Annotated in this window: 22 protein-coding genes and 3 pseudogenes; 19 read left to right on the top strand and 6 right to left on the bottom strand. The window is 44.2% G+C overall.

Features of this window, described 5'->3' with window-relative positions; all coding sequences use genetic code 11:
• Nucleotides 1–74: 74 nt before the first annotated feature.
• Nucleotides 75–599, bottom strand: a complete 525-nt coding sequence (locus M1D67_RS01145; RefSeq protein WP_039073112.1) for a DinB family protein — start codon at nt 597–599, stop codon at nt 75–77.
• A 25-nt stretch (nt 600–624) separates the two neighbouring features.
• Complete coding sequence (locus M1D67_RS01150) at nt 625–2,361, bottom strand: ABC transporter ATP-binding protein (protein WP_479831539.1); 1,737 nt, start codon at nt 2,359–2,361, stop codon at nt 625–627.
• A gap of 195 nt (nt 2,362–2,556) precedes the next feature.
• On the opposite strand from M1D67_RS01150, the gene M1D67_RS01155 reads away from it, so the two are divergent.
• The 8 genes and pseudogenes from M1D67_RS01155 to M1D67_RS01190 all read left to right on the top strand — a co-directional run bounded on the left by M1D67_RS01155 (nt 2,557) and on the right by M1D67_RS01190 (nt 8,261).
• On the top strand, nt 2,557–3,201 hold the full coding sequence (locus tag M1D67_RS01155; protein WP_039073117.1) for a DsbA family oxidoreductase: 645 nt from the start codon (nt 2,557–2,559) through the stop codon (nt 3,199–3,201).
• 73 nt (nt 3,202–3,274) lie between these two features.
• The gene (locus M1D67_RS01160; RefSeq protein WP_479831540.1) at nt 3,275–3,694 is read left to right on the top strand and encodes a hypothetical protein; all 420 of its coding nucleotides are present in this window, start codon (nt 3,275–3,277) and stop codon (nt 3,692–3,694) included.
• Between the two features lie 66 nt (nt 3,695–3,760).
• Nucleotides 3,761–3,937: pseudogene (locus M1D67_RS01165) on the top strand (hypothetical protein); the annotation flags it as partial.
• A gap of 4 nt (nt 3,938–3,941) precedes the next feature.
• A complete protein-coding gene (locus M1D67_RS01170; protein ID WP_023857707.1) occupies nt 3,942–5,081 on the top strand; it encodes an erythromycin esterase family protein in 1,140 nt (379 codons plus the stop codon).
• Between the two features lie 196 nt (nt 5,082–5,277).
• On the top strand, nt 5,278–5,415 hold the full coding sequence (locus M1D67_RS01175) for a hypothetical protein (RefSeq protein WP_153247060.1): 138 nt from the start codon (nt 5,278–5,280) through the stop codon (nt 5,413–5,415).
• Between the two features lie 235 nt (nt 5,416–5,650).
• Nucleotides 5,651–6,520, top strand: a complete 870-nt coding sequence (locus M1D67_RS01180) for an aminoglycoside 6-adenylyltransferase (protein ID WP_479831541.1) — start codon at nt 5,651–5,653, stop codon at nt 6,518–6,520.
• Between the two features lie 63 nt (nt 6,521–6,583).
• On the top strand, nt 6,584–7,531 hold the full coding sequence (locus M1D67_RS01185) for an aminoglycoside phosphotransferase family protein (protein ID WP_479831542.1): 948 nt from the start codon (nt 6,584–6,586) through the stop codon (nt 7,529–7,531).
• A gap of 22 nt (nt 7,532–7,553) precedes the next feature.
• Complete coding sequence (locus M1D67_RS01190) at nt 7,554–8,261, top strand: YjjG family noncanonical pyrimidine nucleotidase (protein WP_145624761.1); 708 nt, start codon at nt 7,554–7,556, stop codon at nt 8,259–8,261.
• Nucleotides 8,262–8,405: 144 nt separating this feature from the next.
• Here the strand turns inward: M1D67_RS01190 and M1D67_RS01195 are convergent, their stop codons facing one another.
• Nucleotides 8,406–9,299 carry a LysR family transcriptional regulator gene (locus M1D67_RS01195; protein WP_095292727.1) on the bottom strand — a complete coding sequence of 298 codons (894 nt, stop codon included), beginning with the start codon at nt 9,297–9,299 and terminating at the stop codon, nt 8,406–8,408.
• A gap of 122 nt (nt 9,300–9,421) precedes the next feature.
• Here M1D67_RS01195 and M1D67_RS01200 point away from each other — a divergent pair, with 122 nt between their 5' ends.
• The 4 genes from M1D67_RS01200 (at nt 9,422) to M1D67_RS01215 (ending at nt 12,377) form a co-directional block, all read left to right on the top strand.
• On the top strand, nt 9,422–10,639 hold the full coding sequence (locus tag M1D67_RS01200; RefSeq protein WP_479831543.1) for an ATP-grasp domain-containing protein: 1,218 nt from the start codon (nt 9,422–9,424) through the stop codon (nt 10,637–10,639).
• Complete coding sequence (locus M1D67_RS01205; protein ID WP_479831544.1) at nt 10,623–11,849, top strand: MDR family MFS transporter; 1,227 nt, start codon at nt 10,623–10,625, stop codon at nt 11,847–11,849. The genes M1D67_RS01200 and M1D67_RS01205 overlap by 17 nt, the downstream gene beginning before the upstream one ends.
• 71 nt (nt 11,850–11,920) lie before the next feature.
• The gene (locus M1D67_RS01210) at nt 11,921–12,169 is read left to right on the top strand and encodes a sigma-G-dependent sporulation-specific acid-soluble spore protein CsgA (RefSeq protein WP_003178498.1); all 249 of its coding nucleotides are present in this window, start codon (nt 11,921–11,923) and stop codon (nt 12,167–12,169) included.
• 16 nt (nt 12,170–12,185) lie between these two features.
• Nucleotides 12,186–12,377, top strand: coding sequence for a YbxH family protein (locus M1D67_RS01215; RefSeq protein ID WP_003178500.1), 192 nt, complete (start codon nt 12,186–12,188; stop codon nt 12,375–12,377).
• A gap of 119 nt (nt 12,378–12,496) precedes the next feature.
• On the opposite strand, the gene M1D67_RS01220 is transcribed toward M1D67_RS01215, so the two are convergent.
• From M1D67_RS01220 to M1D67_RS01230, 3 genes and pseudogenes are all read right to left on the bottom strand, one after another.
• A complete protein-coding gene (locus M1D67_RS01220; RefSeq protein ID WP_039073125.1) occupies nt 12,497–12,763 on the bottom strand; it encodes a hypothetical protein in 267 nt (88 codons plus the stop codon).
• Nucleotides 12,764–12,821: 58 nt separating this feature from the next.
• Nucleotides 12,822–14,879 (bottom strand): thioredoxin domain-containing protein, encoded by a 2,058-nt coding sequence (locus M1D67_RS01225; protein ID WP_479831545.1) that lies wholly within the window; start codon nt 14,877–14,879, stop codon nt 12,822–12,824.
• Between the two features lie 37 nt (nt 14,880–14,916).
• Nucleotides 14,917–15,145, bottom strand: a pseudogene (locus M1D67_RS01230) (EamA family transporter); the annotation flags it as partial.
• Between the two features lie 2 nt (nt 15,146–15,147).
• Here M1D67_RS01230 and M1D67_RS01235 point away from each other — a divergent pair.
• The 7 genes and pseudogenes from M1D67_RS01235 to M1D67_RS01265 all read left to right on the top strand — a co-directional run.
• A pseudogene (locus M1D67_RS01235) lies at nt 15,148–15,362 on the top strand (ATP-binding protein); the annotation flags it as partial.
• 1,066 nt (nt 15,363–16,428) lie between these two features.
• Complete coding sequence (locus tag M1D67_RS01240; protein ID WP_479831546.1) at nt 16,429–20,715, top strand: isopeptide-forming domain-containing fimbrial protein; 4,287 nt, start codon at nt 16,429–16,431, stop codon at nt 20,713–20,715.
• Between the two features lie 8 nt (nt 20,716–20,723).
• Complete coding sequence (locus M1D67_RS01245; protein WP_128823272.1) at nt 20,724–21,284, top strand: class D sortase; 561 nt, start codon at nt 20,724–20,726, stop codon at nt 21,282–21,284.
• A gap of 198 nt (nt 21,285–21,482) precedes the next feature.
• On the top strand, nt 21,483–21,728 hold the full coding sequence (locus tag M1D67_RS01250; RefSeq protein ID WP_035337421.1) for a hypothetical protein: 246 nt from the start codon (nt 21,483–21,485) through the stop codon (nt 21,726–21,728).
• Nucleotides 21,729–21,787: 59 nt separating this feature from the next.
• Nucleotides 21,788–22,072 (top strand): AbrB/MazE/SpoVT family DNA-binding domain-containing protein, encoded by a 285-nt coding sequence (locus M1D67_RS01255; protein ID WP_280640106.1) that lies wholly within the window; start codon nt 21,788–21,790, stop codon nt 22,070–22,072.
• A 52-nt stretch (nt 22,073–22,124) separates the two neighbouring features.
• Complete coding sequence (locus tag M1D67_RS01260) at nt 22,125–22,478, top strand: hypothetical protein (RefSeq protein WP_458117719.1); 354 nt, start codon at nt 22,125–22,127, stop codon at nt 22,476–22,478.
• 681 nt (nt 22,479–23,159) lie between these two features.
• The gene (locus M1D67_RS01265) at nt 23,160–23,690 is read left to right on the top strand and encodes a hypothetical protein (protein WP_043054026.1); all 531 of its coding nucleotides are present in this window, start codon (nt 23,160–23,162) and stop codon (nt 23,688–23,690) included.
• Nucleotides 23,691–23,706: the final 16 nt, after the last annotated feature.

Here is a 23,706-nt window from a genome sequence, read left to right on the forward strand (position 1 = left end):
TGGAAGTCTGGCAGGTAGTGTTGAGCCGAAAAATCTAACACCCGCCCGTTGTAAAACGAGCGGGTGTTTTTTATTTAGTCCGCTAAAATCCGCAAATAAGCCCTCCAGGGGCCGACATCATCCTGATACCGTTTCGCCAGCACTCTTGCAATTTGCGAGATGTGAGTAAGGTCGTGGGCAACCCATGTCGAGATCTGTTCTCTCAGTTTGACGATTCCAAACTCAGGGTGCATCCCCGTTTGTTCGAAGTCGGTTTCAGGATCAATGATCTGCTGTAATGTTTTCAGGTTCGCCCGTCTGATGTCTGCAAACTCGTTAAGCAACTGTTCCATCGTTTTTCCGTCGTTTTGATTCAACTGGCTGAAGCGGTCGAACGGCGGAAAAGGTTCCGTTGCTCCTTTTGTCACGATCAATTTGATGCGCGGCAACCAATTGTTTTTTTCTCCTTCAATCAGATGGCCGACGACATCAAAGGCGTTCCACGTGTCTTCGCCTTCATTGCAGCTGATCCAGGGACTCGATAATCCGGTCAGCAGCTGACTCAGCGTTTGTGGTGTGCGCTCCAGGATTTCGATTGCTTCCTCGAGTTGAAAGTTCATGTGAATGACCTCCATTCATAAAAGTTCACGTCAACTGCCGCTCCGCAAACTCACGATACAGCGCATGCGAAGCAATCAGCTCGTGGTGCCGCCCCCGCCCTGTGATCTCGCCTTTTTCGATAAATATAATTTGGTCCGCGTTCACGATTGTCGATAGCCGGTGGGCGATGACGAAGGTGGTGCGGCCTTCCATGAGGCGGGCGAGCGCCTGCTGGACGATGGCTTCTGATTGGCTGTCGAGGCTGGCTGTCGCTTCGTCCATCATTAAAATTTTCGGGTCGCGCAGGAAGGCGCGGGCGATGGCGATCCGCTGTCTCTGGCCGCCGGATAGCTTGACGCCGCGTTCGCCGACTTCTGTATCAAGCTGCTCTGGAAATTGTTTAATAAATGTGTCGGCATACGCCATTTCCGCGACTTTCCACAGTTTTTGATCGTCAATGCTGTCGGCGTGGTCCAAGCCGTAGCATAAGTTCTCACGGATGGTGCCGGACATCATCGGGCTGTCTTGAGATACGTAGCCGATCTGGCTGCGCCACGATTTCATCGACAGCTTGTTGATCGGTGTTTCCCCGATATTAATGACCCCTGAGTCCGGTTCGTAAAATCGTTCCAAGAGGCCGAACATCGTCGTTTTTCCGCCGCCGCTCGGACCGACAAATGCAATCATCTGCCCGGGATCGACGTCAAAAGATACCTCCCGCAAGACAGGCTCGTCATCGCCATAAGAGAAAGATACATTCTCGACGCGTATCGGCAGATTGGAGATGTCCATCTCAAGTCCTTCCTGGCCCTCTTCCTCTTCAGTATGCAAAATCTCGATGATCCGCTCTGTTGCCCCTTTTGCTTTTTGCAGCTGAGTGAAAAACATTGTGAACGATGTGATCGGGAAGATGATTTGAAACAGATAAAGCAAAAAGGCGATCAGTGAACCTGCCGACATCGTCCCCTCAGAGACGCGGATGCCGCCGTAGCCGATGATGGCGACGATCACAATCATAATGACAAGGTGCATAAACGGGGAGACAAGCGCAAATATACGGGCTTCCTTGAGTCCGTATTGAAAGAGCTTCGAAATGCCTGATAGCCCTTTCATTTTTTCTGTATGCTCGGCGTTTGATGCTTTCATTAATCTGATTTCGCTTAATGTCTGCTGGACATGTCCGGTGAAGGAAGCTGTTTCATCCTGCAGCGTTTTGGAGATGCGCTGCATTTTCATGCCGAGCGGGATCATGATGAAGGTCGTGATCGGAACGGAGATCAGCATGAGCAGTGTCATTTTCCAATCCATGATCAGCAAAATGATCACCGATCCGACAATGGTGATGATGCCGGAAACAAACTGCGGAAAATGGTCCGAAATCAAGCTTTCAACAATGCCGGTGTCATTGACAACACGGCTGACGGTTTCACCGCTCGTCTTTTCGTCAAAGTAGCGGACAGGCAGGCGCAGCAGCTTGAACCACATACGCTCGCGCAGGGAAGCGACCACTTTTTGCCCGGCATAGGAAAGAAAATAGGTCGAAAACCCGTCGCAGACCGCTTGAACAATAAAAACGAGCGCAAGGATTCCCGCTAAGGCCAGATTGATCGAATGGACGGAAAAGCCGTCAACCATTTCCCTTGTCAACAGTGGAATGGACAGGCCGACCAATGTAGTGACGAGGCTTGCGGCCAAACCGACGGTTAAAGCCAGCCTGGGGACGCCGGATGTGAGAATCATGGTGAAAAACGGTTTCATGCTATTGTTGTTTTCTGTTTTCATTTGATAAACTCCTTATCGATATAATGTCAAAGAAGTGGATGGCGCAAGCTGTAACTCATCATATTACGATATACACAGCAGAAAGTTCCCGATCATTGCCGATTTTAGCTTCATGCTAAAAAGATTGACAGGAGAGATAATTGTAACTATTATTGTTACATATGGTTGATTGCATATAAGAAAGGAAGAAAAAACATGACGATAAATATTAAAGTATATTCCGATTATGTCTGTCCATTCTGTTTCCTCGGAAAAGACCAATTCGAAAAAGCGATCGAAGGCAAAGATGTGGAAGTCGAGTGGCTGCCATTCGAACTGAGGCCGCGTCCATCTGAGCAGCTTGATCCGTTAAACGACCCGTCCAAATTGGCAATGTGGGACGGCGCCATTAAGCCGCGAATCGAGGCTTGGGACGTCAACATGAAGCTGCCAAACGTCTCACCGCATCCTTATACAGATTTGGCTCATGAAGGCTATCACTTTGCAAAAGAACACGGTAAAGCGAAAGCGTACAATGACCGGGTTTATCAAGCCTTTTTCCAGGAAGATCAAAATATTGGCGACATCGACGTATTAACAGCGCTGGCTAAAGAAGCCGGACTGGATGAGCAGGCTTTTAAAGAAGCTTTAAGCTCCAGAACATATCAGGACGTGCAGCGGAAGGCGCTCCAACACGCTTACGAAGAAGCAGGCATTACGGCCGTTCCGACATTTATCATTGGCAATGAACGGATCGCCGGGGCCGCTGCGAGGGAAGTGTTTGAACAGGTGATTGAAAAAGAAAGCAAACAAAAGCCTGCAGCCGGCTTGCAGTGCGACCTTGACGGAAATAACTGCTGAGCAGGAAAAATGAGCGATTTGAAGAACCCTTTAATAGGGTTCTTTTTTATACCGGAAAGAAGAGGGAAGACAGTTGACACTCCATCATTTTATTGCAGCCGATCAGGAGCTTCCGCTGGGGAGTTTCCTGGATCAAACAGAAGAAGGTTTGATTAGCATCGATGAGCTTGATCAAGGGTACGAAATGATCAAAACAAAATTCAGCAAGCCGTTTGTGTATGAGGCAACCGGCTGTTTGCATAGACCCGGAAATGGTATACGAGCGCTATTCAGCTATATCAATTCAAATATTGCCGATGGCGAAGATATTGAAGTTTACTCTTGCTGGGACGGTGAGGAAGACAGAGAAAAAGACGACCGCTTAGACTTTTTTATTGATCTAAAGGCTCTTCAGCTGGGCAAGCATGTCAAGCTGGATAAAAAGAAATACATCGATGAAATTGCAGGCATGTTTTATTTTGAGGAGCGGCAGGTGGTCAAGATTCGTAAATAAAACATTTGCTGGCGCAGGGTTTTCACACCTTTTTTCGGCCGGTTCATTTAGATGTTCAATCAGTGCACGCGCATTGTCATAGCTCACAGGCTAAGTACGATTAAGGATGCAGATCTCATATTAGTGCTAAAAGACGGGGAGATTCAAGAGATGGGCAACCATTTACAATTGATTCGCAACCAAGGGTTTTACACCAAATTGTACAATTCAAACAATGACCAAGCGATTGTGGGAGGAGGCTAAAACAGTGAATGATTTATTTGATGAAATAAGAGATGAGTCGATTAATATTGGGGGGATTGATGGTTACAAATTCGGCTCCTTAAAAGAGATATTGCGAAATAAAAGATTTGTATTTCTTGGTGAAAGCAGCCATTGCGTCAAAGAATATATTGAGGCGAAGGCAAGCTTGATCAAATATCTGCATCAGGAATTAGGATTTCGTATTCTTGCTTTCGAAAGTGAATTGGGAGATTGCAGCATAGGAAATTATCTTTCAGAAGAACTTAGTGCCAAAGAAAATATGTCCGGTTCCATCGGGAAAGTTTGGCAAAACGAATTTATGCTTGATTTGTTTGAGTATATGAAGGAAACTCAACAGCGGCAGCCTTTGCATTTAACAGGCGTTGATGTTCAGCAGAGCATGGATAAGCACTTTTCCTCCTACATGCGTTCGCATTTGACAGGGGATCTCAGGAAAACGTTTGTAACATTTGATACGCGTACAAATGAGATGCTCGATAAAGATTATATGTTAAAGCGGCGTTTTAGGAAAACAGTAGAAGAAATTGAAAGAATAGGCCAAGGACTGATAAGGGAGCTTGAAAAACAGACTTTCCCCTCTGCTATGCTTCGTGATGTCGTGTTACAGACGATGAAAAACAGACTCAATTATTTTAAGGCGAATTTTACAAAAGGTTTTTCAAAATTGTTTGAATATCGTGATGAATTAATGGCGAAGAATCTTGAATTTTTATCTCAGCATGTTTATCCTGATGAGAAATTTATCATTTGGGCTCACAACCTTCACATCAAAAAACAAAGCAGCGTCAATCGGTTTTCACCATATCGATCATTTGTAGAAAACCTTCCGGAATTTATGAAAGAGGACAGTTTTGTTATTGGTCTTTACGCGGGAGAAGGAAGAATGGGTGACAACCAAGGAGGCGATCATCCTATCAAAAAAGTTAACAAAAAGCACATGGAGTGGTTGCTCAGCAATTCACCCCATCCCAATTTTTTTATACCATGTGCTTCAAAGTGGGGGGAAAAAAAGTGGAAGGCTTTTGAGGGAGGAGGCTTGCGTATTTCTTTCAAGCCGGTTCAACAGTATGACGGAGTTTTATTCTTTAAAAAAGTAACCCCAGCAGTTGTTAATGTTGAATAGGATGTTGACGGGTTAAGCATAACCTCTAAGGTGAAGATCTCTGCTTATAGGAATTTTTTGTTGGGAAAAGAACTTTTTCGTTATATTAAATTGCTGGTGGCGGCCAAAGGGAGGAAAACTGAAAGCTGTTTTTTTGGTTTTCAATGGTGAATGGGATTATTGCATAGAGTGCACAAGTCAGACCCAGGGTAATTTCATGGACGTATTAACTTTTGGTAAAGGCGTTTATCAGGACATCCATGAAAAGATATGTTCGGCAGATGAGGAAGGGAATCCTGTTCCCGAGATGCCGGAGATGGTGGTTGAGGAGAAATATGAAGAACTCCAAAGGTAAATTGGTAACGCGTTCACAGTTTCTTGAGAGGAAGATCTTCAACAAATCATGATAAAGGGATGGCCGAAGGCTTTTCTTCACAGCTGGATCGCCTTGAAGACGATCTGAAAGCCATTCGTTAAAAGAGGGAGGGTATATTGATGACGACGTTTCCTGAGCATTTCATATAACCACGTAATCGCGGACCTCCTCATCAAGTTTTTCTATAACCATTAAAAAGAGGAGGTTGATATACATGCGTACAGAGCAGGAAATCATCGATTTGGTGCTGAATGTCGCACGGGAGGACGACCGCGTTAGAGCGGTCGGTATGAACGGTTCGCGGACGAATCCGAATGTTCCGAAAGACCCTTTTCGCGATTATGATATGGTCTATGTTGTAACAGATATGCAGTCTTTTCTTGATGAGCCGGGCTGGGTTGACGTTTTTGGGGAGCGGATCATCATGCAGACGCCGGAAGCGATGGAGCTGTTTCCGAATGAGCTTGGCAACCGCTTTTCTTATTTGATGTTATTTACTGACGGCAGCCGCATTGATTTGATTCTTGTGCCTCTTGAAGAAAAGCTGGAATACTGCCGGGAAGACGGATTAACCGTGATCCTGCTCGATAAGGATCAGGATCTGCCCGTTATCCCGCCGCCGACGGATCGGGAATATTGGGTGCAAAAACCGTCCCCGCAATGCTTCGCCGACTGCTGCAATGAATTTTGGTGGACGTCGACATATGTGGCCAAAGGGTTGTGGCGGCAGGAAATTCTTTATGCACTCGATCATTTAAACCTCGTCAGGGCCATGCTGCTGAAAATGCTCGAATGGAAGGTCGGTTTTGAAACGGGCTTTTCGCTGAGTATAGGCAAGAATGCAAAGTTTCTTGATCGCTATGTTGATCGAAATACGTGGGAAAGGCTTTTGGAGACGTATCCGCCAGCTGATTATGAGCGTGTATGGAACAGTTTGTTTAAGATGTGGGATCTGTTTGAAGAGACAGCGGCAGCAGTCGCTGAACATCTGGCTGAACAATATCTTTTCGCAGAAGCCGAGAAAGTCAAACAGTATGTGAGACGCGTTCAGCAGCTGAAGCCTGATGCAAAGGTAATAGACTAATCAGATGATGGCCGCACTCCCGGCAGGTGAGCCGGGAGTGTGTTTTTTGTGGAGGTGAACGCCATGTTCAGTCTTAAAAAAATATTGAAGGAGCATTATGGAATCGACAGTGTGAACATTTCTCCCGAGCAAGGGGGATGGACAGCACTCGCTTATCAAGTAACCGATGGAAAAGCCGCTTTCTTTCTAAAAGTGTATGATAAAAATAGGGCATCGACAGCGAAATGGACGGCTCTGATTGATGATTATATGCCTGTTCTCAGGTGGCTGAGTGACCGCACCGCTCTCAGCGGGAAGCTGCCTGTGCCGCTTTTAACAACAAATGGAGAATACAAGTGCGAAGATGATGATGCGGTTTATGTGCTTTATGAATACATCGCCGGGGAAACCATTGGTGGCCGGCCGCTCGGCAAAGGCTGCGAGGAGAAGCTCGCCAGCATCATAGCGGAGCTGCACCGATATGACGAGACGATCCCGGTGAAGACAGAAAGAATAAAAGAAAACTATGATATTTCGTTTTTAGGCGAGATGAAACAATGGCTTGATCACCTTCCTTGTGAGCTGGCGCCACTCATTCAACCCTACATCGGATCAATCCGCGAGATGATGGAGGCAGCCTTGTCCCTGGCGGATGATTTGAAATGCAGCGACAGAAGATTGGCTTTGTGCCATACAGATATTCATGGATGGAATATGATGAAAACGGGCGGGGAATTGATTCTGATCGATTGGGAGGGCTTGAAATTGGCCCCTGTTGAAGCGGATCTGATGTTTTTTGCCAATCAACCGTATGTACAAGAGTTTTTGCGGGTTTATCGTGAGACTCATAAAGGGTTTGAAATTGATCAGAACGCATTGCGGTTTTATCAGATCAGGCGAAGACTGGAGGACATATGGGAGTATACAGAGCAGCTGGCGTTTGACATTCAGACAGAAAATGAAAAGGCAGAGACGATGAGCTTGCTGAAAAACGAGCTTGAGGCCATAGAGGACAGCAAGATCGACTGTTAAAAAGCTAAATGGAGGAACATCTGTGAAAAATTATCGTACTTTATTTTTTGATGTGGATGACACACTATTAGACTTCGGTGCAGCGGAAAAGTCAGCACTGCGGAAGCTTTTTCAGGAACAGCAAATTCCTTTAACAGCTGAAATAGAAGCGAATTATAGACGTATCAATCAAGGTTTATGGAGGGCGTTTGAAAAAGGGGAGATAGACCGCGGCCAAGTGGTCAATACGCGTTTTTCCCTTTTATTCAAAGAATATGGTCTAGAGGCTGACGGCGTTTTGCTTGAGGAGAAGTATCGCAGCTTCCTTGAAGAAGGGCATCAACTGATAGACGGCGCTTTTGAATTAATTGAAAGCCTGCAGGATCAATATGATTTATATATCGTGACGAACGGTATTTCAAAAACGCAGTATAAGCGTCTGCAAGCTTCGGGATTATACCCGATGTTTAAAGGGATTTTTGTTTCAGAGGACACCGGTTTTCAAAAACCGATGAAAGAATACTTTGATTACGTTTTTGAACGAATTCCTCATTTTTCTGCCGATCAAGGGCTGATCATCGGGGATTCATTGACAGCGGACATAAAAGGGGGGCGGCTGGCCGGATTGGATACATGCTGGATGAATCCGGGCATGTCAGCGAATGATACGGACATTGAGCCGACTTATCAAATTCAAAGGCTTAATGAACTCCAGCACATTTTAAATCATGGAAAAGTACCTTCGGCCTGATTGCTGCCGATACGAGTAAAGAACGCGATGCTTGACTGGCTCAAGTCATAAAGAAAGCTCTCGCTTTTTGCGAGAGCTTTTTTGAAGTATTTATGATCTGTTGACCTTGAAAACGCCTAACCCCTGCTCAGTCACAACTGCCGGCTAAGGCCTATACGAAGCCGTTTGAATCATTTGAATAAAGTTGCTGGCGGAAGGAGCAAGGTGATCATCTCTTCTAATGCATAATGAAATAGGATTTTTTAAATCGACTTGTTCGACATGAACCCGCGCTATATCTCCCCGGTCAATATATTCGTTTACTTCAAGAGAGGATGTGAAAGCGACTCCATAACCTTCCATAACCGTTCTGATCGTTTCATTCAATCCGTTTATTTGTATACCTATTCTGGGTTTGTCGACATGATGCAATGTGCATAAAGAAATTAATTTCTCCCGGGAAAGACTTCCTTCTTCACGAAAGATAAACGGTTCTTTCACCACTTCTTCCAATGTCGTGTACTGTGATGCAAGCCTATGATTTTTATTGACGACAAACAGCATGTCATCTTCTAAAAGCAGCGTCCCTTTTATGAAAGGATCGAATTCCGTTGTCCCGCCGATCAGGCCAATGTCCGCTTCATAGTTGATCAGCTGTTCACAAGCTTTTTGAAAGTTCGTTGTCGTGATTTCAACTTCTGTCTTGGGAAATTGCTGTTTATAGCGGCTGAGCCATCTTGGCAGCAAATAATTGGCGGGGAGGAAGGTGGCGGCAATACGCAGTTTTCCAATTGACCCTTCCCTTAACTGTTCCACGTACAATTCAATTTCTTTTTCAAGTGAAAACAGCCGCTTTGCCTGTTTTGCAAGCTCTGCGCCGGACTGTGTCAGCAGAATCCCCCTGCCTTTAGGAACGAATAAGGTACAGTCGATCTCGCGTTCTAATTTCTTAATTTGGGAGGTGACGGCAGGCTGGCTGATGTTTAGCTGTTTGGCAGCTTGGGTGACGCTGCCTGTTTCCGCGACCGAATAGAACAATCGCAGTGCATGAAGATTCATATTTCACACCTCTATTTATAAATAAAAGTTATCAATATCAAATAAAGATATATTAGAGTTATCTAAATACTTTTACTATTATAAAGTTGAACAACATGTTTTACAAGAAAGGAGAAACGGCTATGAGTACGCTTATCCTAAATAAAACAGCTTATTGCAAGTCTCCGTATGATGTATGGCTGGAGGAATTGAACGAACCGGTGGCCATGCTGACTTCAACCGATCGTGCGGATGAATGCAGAAATTATGATGTGATCGAAGCGTTTGACGATTATCCGGTTAATGGATGCATCGAGATGCGTGCTTTGGAGCTGAATGAAACGTATCACTTTAAAACGATTATTGCATCATCAGAATTTGATATGTTGAGGGCGGGGAAGCTGAGGTCGCTTTTGGGTATAAAAGGGCAGTCTTACGAAAGCGCTCTGTTGTTCCGCAACAAAATATTAATGAAAGAGCAGGTCAGAAAATCCGGTGTAAAGGTTCCGGACTTTAAGAAAATCGACTCGGCGGCCGACTTATATACGTTTGTTCAAACTTTCGGTTTTCCTGTGGTCGTTAAGCCTATTTGCGGATCGGGGTCTGTTGATACAACCGTTTTAAGGCATCGGCAGGACGTGTGGAATTTTCTTTCGAAAGGTCTTCCTGATCATCTGGAGGTTGAGTCGTTTATCGAAGGGGATATGTATCATATAGACGGTCTGATCCTTGATGGAGAGACTGTCCTCAGCTGGCCGTCGCGTTATATCAACGGATGTCTGGCTTTTCAGGAACAACAGTTTTTAGGCAGCCTCCAGCTTGAACGGGAAAATCCGCTCACCCGTCGGTTGATTGATTTTGTTCAAAAAGCGCTTGCTGCCCTTCCTGTTCCGGATATTACAACATTCCATGCTGAAGTGTTTCATACACCGGATGATGAACTGGTGTTTTGTGAAGTGGCCAGCAGAACCGGCGGCGCTATGGTCCGTGAAGCTACTGCGCAGACTTTCGGCTTTGATATCAATGAAGCGTGTGTTAAAGCGCAATGCGGCCTGGACTTTCATATTCCGGCGGTGAACAACAATCCGCGCCGCCTAAGCGGCTGGCTGTTGATTCCACCAAAAGACGGCGTGCTGAAAGAAATCAAGCCGGCACCAGCTACAGACTGGCTAGCGCAACAAAATATTTTCGCTCAAGCCGGAGACAGGTTCCACGGCTCGTCTTCCAGTGTAGACGCAATTGCAGGCTGTTTGATTACCGGGCACACAGAAGCCGAATTAAGCGGCCGCATCAGCTGGCTTGCAACGTGGTTTTATGATCATACCGAATGGGAAAAGACTTCGGATGTTTACGCAATTTAAAGTATTCAGCCGCCTTCACCCGTTGATCCGATTTTTGCTGATAGGCACGCTTGTCACAAAGGCGGCTAAGTCGATGACAACCCCGTTTTTGGCACTCTATCTTCATATGAAAACGGGATCCGATTTTGGAACCATCGGGCTTGTGATCGGTTTCGGCTATTTTTCAAGCACTGTAGGAGGGGTAGTCGGGGGAGCGCTTTCAGATAAAATCGGCAGAAAAAAAGTGATGCTTTCATCCATTTTCATTTGGAGCTTTGTATTCATTCTTTTTGGACTTGTCCATGATTTCATGTGGTTTTTATTGCTAAATATTTTAAGCGGGCTTTGCCATTCGTGTTTTGAACCTGTGTCAAAGGCTTTGATGGCTGAGTTATCGGAACGGGAGATGAGATTCCGCATTTTCTCTTTGCGGTATTTGGCCATTAATATTGGAGCCGCTGTCGGACCTTTATTGGGCACTTATTTCGGTCTTGCCAAAACCGGAACGCCGTTTATCATCACAGGGCTTGTCTATTTTGGCTATGCTGCACTTTTAAGCTTGATGATGATTCGGCTGATCACGGTGAAAGAGACAAAAACCGCTTCTGAAAAAATTCAGGCAGGTTCCGTTTTAAAAACGTTAAAGCAAGACAAGGCTCTTCGATTTTACATAGCCGGCGGCATCCTTTTTTTATTCAGCTATTCGCAAATGGAAAGTACCTTGCTGCAGTATTTAAATAACGACTTTGCAAACGGAGTTAAAATATTTTCGACTTTAATTACGTTAAACGCAGTGACGGTCATCCTTTTACAAGTGCCGCTCACCCGTTTATTTGAGAAGTATAAATCCTTAACAACAATATCAATTGGAACCGTTTTTTGCATGTTGGGGAATGTCGGTTTTTCTGTCGCAAATGGCTGGATTGTTTTTATGCTTTCGATGTTTGTTCTGACAATCGGCGAAATTTTATGTTTTCCTTCAATGAATGTCCTTTTGGACGAGCTTGCTCCGGATCATATGAAGGGCGCGTATTACGGCATGCAAAACTTATACAACATCGGTGAATTTTTAGGGCCTTGGCTGGGGGGAATGATGCTTGCCTTGTACGGGGGAAAAGCCGTCTTTCTCATTGCTGCGTGTTCAGTCTTCTTCGCTCTAGGTGCCTACCATCTGGGAAGGAGAAAGTTTTTATCTGCACAGCATCATGGTGTATCGCCTTTTTCTTATTGAAAATTTAGGCCGCTCATGCATGAATCATCAAGAATTCACCCAACCTATAAGGTAAAAAAGGAGATTGAATCATGGACACAACATTGGGCTACCTCCGTGAGTCACTGTCGAATCACCTTGAACACGGCATAGGACAAAACATTTACAGAAAAATCGTTTCCGGGCGATATGCCAATGAAGAAGAGTTTGTCGAGCACTTGGAGGAGCGGGAAATGGAATTTCTGAATCAAGTGCTTGAACATGAGATGAAATATGCGCTGAATGAACAGGACCATAAACGAACAAGAGAATTAAACGAAGTGTATGAACTGTTGTTTTGAAAGGCGGGCATGAACAATGGGTGCAATAGAGCGGAACGGATACACGTTTGAACCGGAATACAGCGTGACCAGACAAAACGGCGCCATCCATGTATACCGGCGCGGCCGGTTTGTCGAGGAGATTCCCTTTGAGTTTCACGGAGAGTTTCCAGAACATGATTTAATTGAAGAGCTTGTCAATCATTATTGCTATGAAAATAAAATATAAGGTTTGAAGAGGCTGCCGACGGGCGGCTTTTATTTTTGGATTTTTTGATATCTATCATCCGCCTGCAGTTTTTACACGGCAGCAGAAAAGCTGCCATAAATATGACAGCTCATGCATCGCTATTTTTTCTTTTCATCGTAGTATTGAACAGGGTACATGGATCCTTCCGATACCATTTTGTTATCTTCGATATCATGCGGAGACGGATGGCCTGCTTTTTCAACCGGGAATGAATCTACGTTGTGTTTTTCCGAAAAGTAAGGGATCTTTTCTTTGACGCTTTGCAAGTGCGATTTCAGTTTTTGTCTTCTTGTTTCGTCTTTGAGCATATATGCGGTGACTCCGGCGGCAACGGCGAGACCTGAGATCAGATTCTTTTGCTTCATGGTCATAACCCCTTTCTGATTAGGTGTTTGCAGATGTTATTCCCATGATGGCATCCGTTTAAACCAACTGATCGAGCGCTTCGTCTATATTCGTCGTCGGCTGTCTGCAGGCGAAGTTTTCACAAATATAGACAGTCGTTTTGTTATCGACTGCTTTGTATTCGGCCGCAAAATCGGCAATCCCTTTGAAATCGTCAGGCGATTCTGCGGCGAGGACGGCGTAATTCGGCTGGAAAGCCTGCTGCAAAGTGCTTACGATCTTCTGTCTGTCCGGGTCATGGCGCTTTCCGAGCACAACGATTTCTTTTTGCGGCATGACATGGCTCAACAGGCCTTGGAGAAAGTTTGTATGGCCGCTCGGATAAGCGGAGACATCTCCATTGAATGCAGAAAACATTTTTGCCGCTTGATCATGGAGCGTTAAATCGCCGGTCAACCGACCAAGCCGGGACAGCTGCACGGCCAGGACGCCGTTTCCGGACGGGAGGGCGCCGTCGTATACTTCTTTATCCCGCACGATCAAAGCCTCGGCATCGCTTCCCGTAAAATAAAAACCCCCGTGCTCTTCATCCCAGAACAGCCCCGTCATGTCCTCTGCGAGCTTTTTGGCTTTTCGCAAATCGGTTAAATCAAGTGATGCTTCATACAATTCGATGTAGGCCCACAGCAGGAAGGCGTAGTCATCGATAAACCCTTTATGTTTCACCTCGCCGTCACGGTAGCGGACCATGACGCGTCCGTCTTGAATCAATTTATTCTCGATGAACGCGACTGCAGCTCGCGCCATCTCCAAGTATTCGGTCGCATTGTAGACTTTCGCCGCTTTGGCAAGAGCCGCGATCATCAGAGCGTTCCAAGATGTCAGCACTTTGTCGTCGACATGGGGATACGTTCTTTCCTGCCGTTTTTCAAAAAGTTTTATTCTCGCTTCTTCAAGCTTGTTCTGAAGCTCTTCATCTGTCAGCGCGAATTCATCCTTGATGTTTTCCAGCCTGGTGTAGATCAAGTTTGGGATATTGTGTCCTTCAAAATTCCCTTCTTGCGTGATGTTGTAAACAGCGCAATACAATTCGCCTAGTTCATCCCCGAGCGTTTCGAGGACTTCGTCTTTTGACCACACATAATATTTGCCTTCCACGCCTTCTGTGTCGGCATCAAGCGCTGAATAAAAAGCGCCTCTGTCATCGGTCATTTCGCGGCGGACAAATGTGATGATCTGCTCGGAAATCTGTTTATACCGTTCGTTTTTCGTGATTTGATAGGCTTCAGTATATGCGATCAGCAATAAAGCATTATCGTAAAGCATTTTTTCAAAGTGGGGAACGAGCCATTCGTCGTCTGTCGAATAGCGGGCGAACCCGTAGCCGACATGATCGTAAATGCCGCCGTTCGCCATGCTGTCCAACGTTTTCGTCACACTGTACAGCGCGTTCTCCTCGCCGCTATATTGATGATAGCGAAGCAGAAATGCCAGCATATGGGGGATCGGAAATTTCGGTGCGCTTCCGAAACCGCCGTACGCCGCATCGAAGCTGTTGATCAGCTGTTGATACGTCCGTCTCAACATGTCTTCGCCGAGCGAATCGCCGGCATCGCTTTTCGCTTTGATTCTCAGGTTGTTGGCGGCTTTTTCAGCAATATCCTCAACATGTTCCCGGTTGTTCGCAAAAGTATCGGAAAGCTGCTTCACCACCTCAACAAATCCCGGCCGGTTAAACCGGCTCGTCTTCGGAAAATATGTACCCGCATAAAACGGCTTCTGATCAGGCGTTAAAAACACGTTCAGCGGCCAGCCGCCCTGCCCCGTCATCATCTGGCAGATCGTCATATAAATTGAATCCACATCAGGCCGCTCTTCGCGGTCCACTTTAATAGAGACGAATTTTTCATTCAGGAGCTTCGCAACTTCTTCATCTTCGAAGCTTTCATGAGCCATGACATGGCACCAATGACAAGTCGAATAACCGATGCTGACAAGTACCGGCTTGTTTTCGCGTTTCGCTTTTTCGAAGGCTTCTTCGCCCCAGGGGTACCAGTCAACGGGGTTGTGGGCGTGTTGGAGTAAGTATGGTGACTTTTCAGCGATTAATCTATTGGGTTTACTTTTGTTTGGCATGGGATCACCTTCTTCCTATAATTAGTGTATATTTAACTTAACACATTTTTTCAAAAATAATCCCTGTTTCTTTATACAGCTGACTGTTCTTTAAAATTGTACGTATTATCCCCGAAGCATTTAAAACACCTAATATAACTAACAAAGACAATAACTTGAAATACCTTTATCGGTGTTCCAACGGCAAATGAAATAATCATCGTTACAACGGGAACAAGGTTGAAAAATAAAGATGTTTTACTTGCCCCAATCTCCTTAATCCCCTGGAAAAGTATCAAACAAAGTTGATCAATTCCCTGTTAACAATATAAACAAATTGTTTGAACGGCTTTTCATGGGGATAAGGCTAGAACAGATAATCAAGGAACCGGACTTGGGCTTGCTATATCAAAAAGAATTGTAGAACTTCACCATGGTCATATCCATGCGGAGTATAAAGAAGGCTGGATCAGCTTTATTGTTGAACATCCAATCCGGATGTAATGGCATATGGGATTAAAAGTTCCCTAGGCATTGTGAAAGGTGTTTTTTCATTCTCATAGCTTATGAGGGGTTTGTTTTGATTTCTATTGTATCCCCATTAAAATTTGAGCCAATTTAAAGCAGAAGCAAAGTGAAGTTACCGAACGACTTTGCAGCTTTGTTGATTTTGCCATAGAGATACTAGTCGAATAGCCGATGCTGACGAGCATCGGCTTTTTTTCGCGATTAGACGTTTTGGAAGCACAACAGCACTTCCTCGCATCTTTGATTGTAAAAATAACCGCAAAATACTCAAAACCTTTTCATGGCCCCTCTTTTCATTCCCTCCTTGGACAAGATTATGCACAGTTTTCAAAAAAAATTTAAAAAACGACCCTTATCATTTTTTCATAAAACGAACCAAATATTTTCATAAAAAGACAAATGATGAACCGGAAAATTGGAAATTTATGAACCCGATTATTAGCAAATATCTTTGATGAGATGTAAAGCATCTGAATTGCGAACCCGACTTGAAGAATGAAAAAAAGCTAAGAAGAGACAAAGATAGGATTGGTAAAAAAACTATATATTGGATGCTCCTTGGCTTTGATTCGGTTTGCGAAATTTGAGTGTATCGTCACATTCAGTGTTTTCATTCTTCTTGGTACTATTGGTTTACAGAGAAGGAAGATTTTTAATTGGGAACGAGTATCGCGGAGGAAAGATACAGCTCTTTGTCAGCTCAAATGTTCATGCCTCGGATTAGTCATAAGATTTAGCTCGGATTCAAGACTCTCAAAATAATATAGTTTCATAAACTGTCATAAAAATGATCTTAAATCATCTTGATAATTTCCATTTATTAATAATCGACAGATAAAAAATATACAAATTTGTCGATTATTTGAATTTAAATATCAATATTTTGTTATATTGTGAAATATAAAACTATTTTGGTAAGTTTTTATTGAAAGGAGGGTCATATTGAGAACATATTTGAAAATATTAGGTTGAAATATGATATTTCAGCAACCGTTACAGCAAATATTGTCTGTGAAAAAATGACTATTGGAGTGAGGAATTGATGCAAAAGAATTTTCTGCCTAAAGCTTACAAACTGAAGCTCAGAAAATGTCTAATGTTTTTTGCAATCTTGCTATTAATCGCAAGCAATCTGTCGGCTGCTGTTTTGCCTAATCAGGTGCATGCGGAGGAAAGTACGGAAGCAACCCAAGCGGCAGAAAATCCTTGCCCAGCTCCGGTAGCGCTGATTAACGGCAGCTTTGAGCAAGGTGCTGCCAGAGGAACTGCATATAATAATTCAGGTTATTTTTTTTACGAATCTGAAGTTCCAGGCTGGAAGACAACTGACGAAGCCGTTGGTTATAAAGTGATTGAAATATGGAATTACGCAGAGAATCTCCCTTCAACGGTGAAAAATTGGCCTGCACCTCCTGATGGAAACAGGTGGGCTGAATTGAACGCTTTTGAAAACGGCATGCTGTATCAAGATGTGAAGACAACGCCTGGTCAAACCATCTACTGGCGCTTGTCCCATATGGGAAGGCAAGGCGTTGACACCATGCAGGTTCGCATTGGGGCAGCGACTAATAACCCGTACGATACCGTGGTCCAAAAACAACTGTCTGATGGGAGAGCAGCATGGGGGACTCATACTGGTTCTTATACCGTTCCAGCTGGACAGACGACAACACGATTCGGCTTTGAGGCAGTGAGTTCCGCCGGCGGAAGCTTAGGAGCCGGGAACTTTTTGGATGATATCTTCTTGGGCACAGAACCGTGTATAACTGCCAATAAAACGGTTTCTCCGCAGGGAGAGGTGCACGCCGGCGATGAGCTGACGTACTCGGTTCAAGTCAAAAACGAAGGCGGAGACATCGCTGCAAATGCAAACTTCACCGATCTTATCCCGGAGGGAACGGAATATGTCCCTGGATCGTTAAAATTGATCAAAGGTTCGACGACAAAAAATCTAACTGATGCATCAGACAGTGACGAAGGCCATTTTGACGGCAGCAAGGTAAACGTCAAGCTAGGTAATTTGCCAAATACGACCGACTTGCCTAATGGAGTCACTGTTGAATTTAAAGTGAAAACGCTAACGGACTACGACGTTACAAAAGTCAATAACAAGGCGCAAATTAACTACGACAATTTATTAACGAAAAAAGATGAACAAACGGAATCAAATGAAGTAACGACGCCGATCATCTTTAATGAACCCAAGCTTGAATCAAAGAAAACCTCATCCATACAACAAAAAGGGGACGGCAACACAGATGCCGACCATCCGGAAGTGGGAGATACGCTTCTGTACACGATTCAGACCCGAAATACCTCTGAAGACAGTATTGTAAAAAATCTCACCATTTCAGACGCGATTCCGGAAGGTTTGGAATATGTCCCGGATACTTTAAAAGTGGACGGTAAAGCGGTAAGCGATGCCCAAGACGGTGATCAAGGCCATTACGCCGAAGGAAAAGCGACAGGCCAGTTTGGCAATGTAACGGACACCGAATGGCACACCGTGACATTCCAGGCGAAGGTAAAGTCCGGCCAATCCGGTAAGGATATTGTCAACACGGCAAACGTAGACGGAGACAATATCAATGATCCGGATAAGCCGAACAACGAAGTGAAAGTGTATCCGCGTAATCCGGAGCTCGAATCGAAGAAAACCGCGTCCATTCAGGAAAAAGCTGAAGGAAATACAGACGCAGACCATCCTGAAGTCGGGGACACGCTTCTGTATACGATTCAGACCCGAAATATTTCTGAAGACAGTCTCATAAAAAATCTTACGATCTCAGACGCGATTCCGGAAGGACTTGAATATGTTCCGGGGACATTGAAAGTGGACGGTAAAGCGGTAACTGACGCACAGGGCGATGATCAGGGCGATTATACAGATGGCACAGTAAACGGCCAATTCGGCGATATCACCGATATGGAATGGCATCATGTGACATTTGAAGTGAAGGTGCAGCCTGGCCAAGCAGGGAAAGATATTGTCAACACGGCAACCGCCGGCGGCGATAATGTTGACAAGCCTAATAAGCCGAATCATGAAGTGAAAGTCTATCCGCGTGATCCAGTTTTAGAATCTGAGAAAACGGCAAAGAACCTCGATTCGGACAAGGATATATTTGAAGTGGGCGACACGGTCGTCTACACGATTAAGACACGCAATAAGATAACTGAAAGTACGATAGAAAATCTCGTCATTTCCGACGAACTTCCAGCCGGCCTGACATATGTCGAAGGCAGCATAAAAGCGAGCAACGGCGGCGAAGCGAAAATTGAAAATGGAAAGATCACGGCGAATTTCGGTGACGTCACCGACACAGAGTGGCGAACTGTGACGTTCCAAGCGAAAATCGAGTCCGGCTATATAGGCAAAACGATTAAAAACGTGGCAACCGTTGACGGCGGAAACATCGATGATCCTGACAAGCCGGGAACAGACATCAAAGTTGATCCGAAAAAGCCAAAGCTTGACTCAAAGAAAACGGCTAGCCTTCAAGAAAAAGCTGAAGGGAACACCGATGCGGATCACCCTGAAGTCGGGGACACGCTTCTTTACACGATCCAGACCCAAAACAAGGTTGAAGACAGCCTTGTCAAAAACCTCACCATTTCCGACGCCATTCCGGAAGGCCTTGAATATGTTCCAGGTACATTGAAAGTGGACGGCACTGCGGTGACAGACGCTCAAGACGATGATCAAGGGCATTATGGAGACGGAAAAGTTTCAGGGGAATTTGGCGATGTCACGGACACGAAGTTGCATACCGTAACATTTGAAGTGAAAGTTAGGTCCGGCCAAGCGGGCAAAGACATTGTCAATACAGCGACGATCAGCGGCGGCAATGTTGACAAACCTGACAAGCCGAGCCATGAAGTGAAAGTGTATCCGCGTGATCCAATTTTAAAATCTGAGAAAACAGCGAAAAACCTGGATTCAAATAAAGACAAGTATGAAGCGGGCGACACGGTTGTCTACACAATTAAAACCCGCAATACGGTAACAGAGAGCCTGGTAGAAAACTTGACGATTTCGGACGAACTCCCAGCCGGCCTGACATATGTCGAAGGCAGCATAAAAGCGAGCAACGGCGGCGAAGCGACATTTGAAGACGGCAAGATCACAGCAAACTTCGGCAATGTCACCGACACGGAGTGGCGAACTGTGACGTTCCAGGCGAAAATCGAGTCCGGCTATATTGGTAAAACGATTAAAAACGTGGCAACCGTTGACGGCGGAAACATCGATGATCCTGATAAACCGGGAACGGACATCAAAGTCGATCCAAAAGATCCTAAGCTTGAATCAAAGAAAACGGCAAACCTTCAAGAAAAAGCTGAAGGGAACACCGATGCGGATCACCCTGAAGTCGGAGACACGCTTCTTTACACGATCGAGACGCGAAACACAATTGAAGACAGCCTGGTGAAAAACCTTACGATTACGGATGCGCTACCAGAAGGCCTTGAATATATCCCAGGTACATTGAAAGTAGACGGCACTGCAGTAAGCGACGACCAAGACGATGATCAAGGCCATTATGAAGACGGAACGGTTGCGGGCCAATTTGGCGATGTCGCCGACACGAAATGGCATACCGTGACCTTCGAAGTGAAAGTCAAAGCGGGTCAAACAGGCAAAGACATTGTCAATACAGCGACGATCGGCGGCGGCAATGTTGACAAACCTGACAAGCCGAGCCATGAAGTGAAAGTGTATCCGCGTGATCCAATTTTAGAATCTGAGAAAACAGCGAAAAACCTAGATTCTGATAAGGAAAAGTATGAAGCGGGCGACACGGTGGTCTACACGATTAAAACCCGCAATACGGTAACAGACAGCAAAGTTGAAAACCTGGTCATCTCAGACAAGCTTCCAGCCGGCTTGTCATATGTAAAAGGCAGCCTAAAAGTGAGCCATGGTGGTAAAGGTACATTTGCAGACGGCAAGGTTACAGCGAACTTTGGAGATGTAAGCGATACCGAATGGAGAACGGTGACATTCCAAGCGAAAATCGAGTCCGGCTATGCGGGCAAAACGATTAAAAACGTTGCATCTGTGGACGGGGGAAATATCGATACACCGGATAAACCGGGAACAGACATTACGGTTGAACCGAAGGATCCCGAGCCTAATAACCAAGGAGAGCCTGAAAAACCAGAAAAGCCAAGTCCATCTGAACCGAAAGATAAAGCTAAGAAGACAGGCGGAGTACATGAGCTTCCGGATACTGCTACAAATACATTTAATCTGATTCTTGTCGGCTTAGGATTGCTGTTGGTTGGATCGGCCATTTGGTACTTGAGAAGAAAGAGAAGTGTCTAATCTCTGTCGTGAAAAAGAATCTTCCTATCCTCATCATTGCAGCCGGACTCGTCCTTATTGGCTATGGTGTCTGGAAGGTGATGGATACCAGCAAAAAGACGGAGCAAACATTAGAAGCAGCTAAACTCGCAATCGAGCATCCTCAAAAAGCAGATCGAGACCGGTTCAAACCCAAGTTCGGCGAAGCAGCCGGTATTCTGGAGATTCCAAAAATCCACGCAGAGCTTCCGATTGTGGAGGGAACGGATGCCGATGACTTGGAAAAAGGAGTCGGGCACTATAAAGGCAGCTACTATCCAAATGATAATGGTCAAATTGTTTTGTCGGGCCATCGGGATACAGTCTTTCGGCGAACGGGTGAACTAAAAAGAGGGGATCGATTGAAGATTTTGCTGCCTTATGGAAGCTTTTCATATAAAATTGAAAAGACAAAAATCGTAGATAAAAATGATACATCTATTATTACGCTGCAGCATGACAAAGAGGAGCTCATTCTTACGACTTGCTATCCCTTTTCGTATATCGGCAATGCCCCGAAACGGTACATCATTTATGGAAAAAGAGTTTGATCATAAGTCGCAGGAATCTCTGCGACTTATTTAAATCGAAAAATTCGATTTACATACCGTTCTTTCGATGAGGTTTTTGATGGGTTACAGCGAAACATGTACAACCTGTTGGCTGTAGATGAAGAATTATGATTTGATGTAGTTATGCTCGTTTTCGCTGCTGGTATTAATCAGCCTTTCAGGTTAGAGGTGAAAGATATGGAACAATTAAAAAGCAGAATAAAAAAAGCAATGATAAAGAAAGGTCTTATAAAACCCTGCACAAATTGCAATCATGATGAAGCGATCATAATAGACCCATATGTAAGGCTGGATCTGCAAGATTATTCTTCTGTTTTGAATGTTAGGCCTGAAGCGATTCCTTCCGTCGCTGTCGTATGTGCCGGCTGCGGAAAAATTGATTTATATGCAGCTAAGGTGTTAATGCCTTCGGAATTTATCTGAAAAATCATTCTGCCTGAGTTTTATACAGGAAAATTCAAAAAAGATAGGGAGGATGTTTTTTGGAAAAAGGAGCATTTATTAGGAAAATGGATGACCTGGGGAGAATTGTCTTACCTAAAAGGATAAGAAAAGTATTGAAAATTAACGAACAAGATTCAATAGAGATATTTGTTGAAGATGAAAAAGTCATATTGCGCAAATATTTAGAAGGCAAAGCGTGTTTTGTTACCGGCACGGTGTCGGATAATAATAAAATTTTATCAGGCGGGATTGTGTTAAGCCCTGAAGGAGCGAGAATTCTACTGCAAGATTTATTGTCTCTCCGATTACAAAAAGAAATCTAAAGTAACCCATTATCAAGCTTGCAAATCAATGGCGGAAAAGGCGGTGCGGGAAATGTCAGATTATCCGTTAAAGCATGACCATGTAGGGAGTGTCGTTTGCAAACTGGAAAAAACGGATTTTCAGTCCCTGCTGCTGAAATTCAAATCATGGATGTTCCAGGAGAAAATGCATCCTTTTCTTTTCAAATTGAAAGAAATGAGAGATTTGGGCCTGACCTTTCGTTCGATTTTTCAAAATGATTGTCCGCAGGTGTCTGTGAGTTCGGACAAAATGTACGGCTCCAAAATAGAAGCTTTACAGGCGGCCACAGATGCTGTCGAACATATTCTTAGAAAGCATAAAGCACAAGATAAATTGGAGTTTGGAAATACCGGAAAATCATTAATTATAGAAGCTCGCCCTTAATTTCTAAGGGCGATTCTTTGTTTTGTAGAAAATGCATCCACTTAGAAAAGACATTTAATGAAACCGTGGCAGGCCATCCTTAAATAGAATTCCTTCTCATCAAAAAATGTTTGAGGGCCGTTGCCGAAACTGGCAACAGCTCCGCTTCAGCTCTTTTGCAATTTAAAAACGATAAAATCAGGACATCTGAAATCTTCTGCAAATGACGAATTTTTTTCAGCATCTCTTCTGCTGGCTTTGGTTCTATTAAGCCTTACAGCATGAAGCCTGGTTTCATCAAAGTGTTGATATCGCTCGTCATGCTTATTTTAATATTCAAGTCTTCACAGCGCCCATCCTGATACTCAATCGGCAAATCATTTGGCGTGCCTTTCTATTCCCGGTAACGCATCGACAGCTGTTACAGAAGCTCCAGACTTGGTCAACGGAATCCCGTTCTTGCCTTAAATGTATGGAATATGACGAGATGGCGAATTTTTGATTTTTAATAGAGGGGAATTTTGGTATAACAAAGGGAGAATAGGCTCCTCTATAAAAATAGAAATAAAGACTTCATTAGAGGAATTTAACACCAAATAGTAATAAAAAGGGTTCATTTTTGTAGTTTTCTTTTGAAATCCCATGGAAGCTATTTAATTTTTATGTTAATTTATGCTTTGGACATTGGGAAGGAGCTTCTTTATGAAAAAATTGGTAACATTTTTAGCAGCTTTCACTCTATTATTTATTTTATCTATGAATTCAGTTTCTGAGGCTAATGCTGAAGAATCTAAAAGTTTAGGAACAATTAAAAAAATGAATGACAGTGAACTTGAATTAACATTTTATCATTCTGAAGTTGTTATGAATTCAAATGGTGATGTAACCGTGATTGATAGTATCACTGGCAAAAAAGAGACATTGCCAAGTCGTACTGTCGACAAAAATGATAATCCGGTAGATTTAGAATATGAAAAAAACGATAATGGACTATTAGTAAAGGTGATAAAAAGAAATAGCAGCAATATGTTCAGAACACAATCAGTTGCAAAATGTGTACTTGGAACATCTGGAGGAGCTGTTACAGGCGCAGGTACAGGGGGATTAGCAGGAGCAGCTGTTGGTACTGTAACGATACCGATTGTTGGAACGGTTAGTGCAGGCCTTGTAGGAACTATTGTTGGTGGCGTCGGTGGAGGATTGACTGGTGCTGCAGCATCTTGCTTTGATTAACTGTTTAAAAAAATAA

The organism is Bacillus sp. PK6-025, assembly GCF_056530265.1.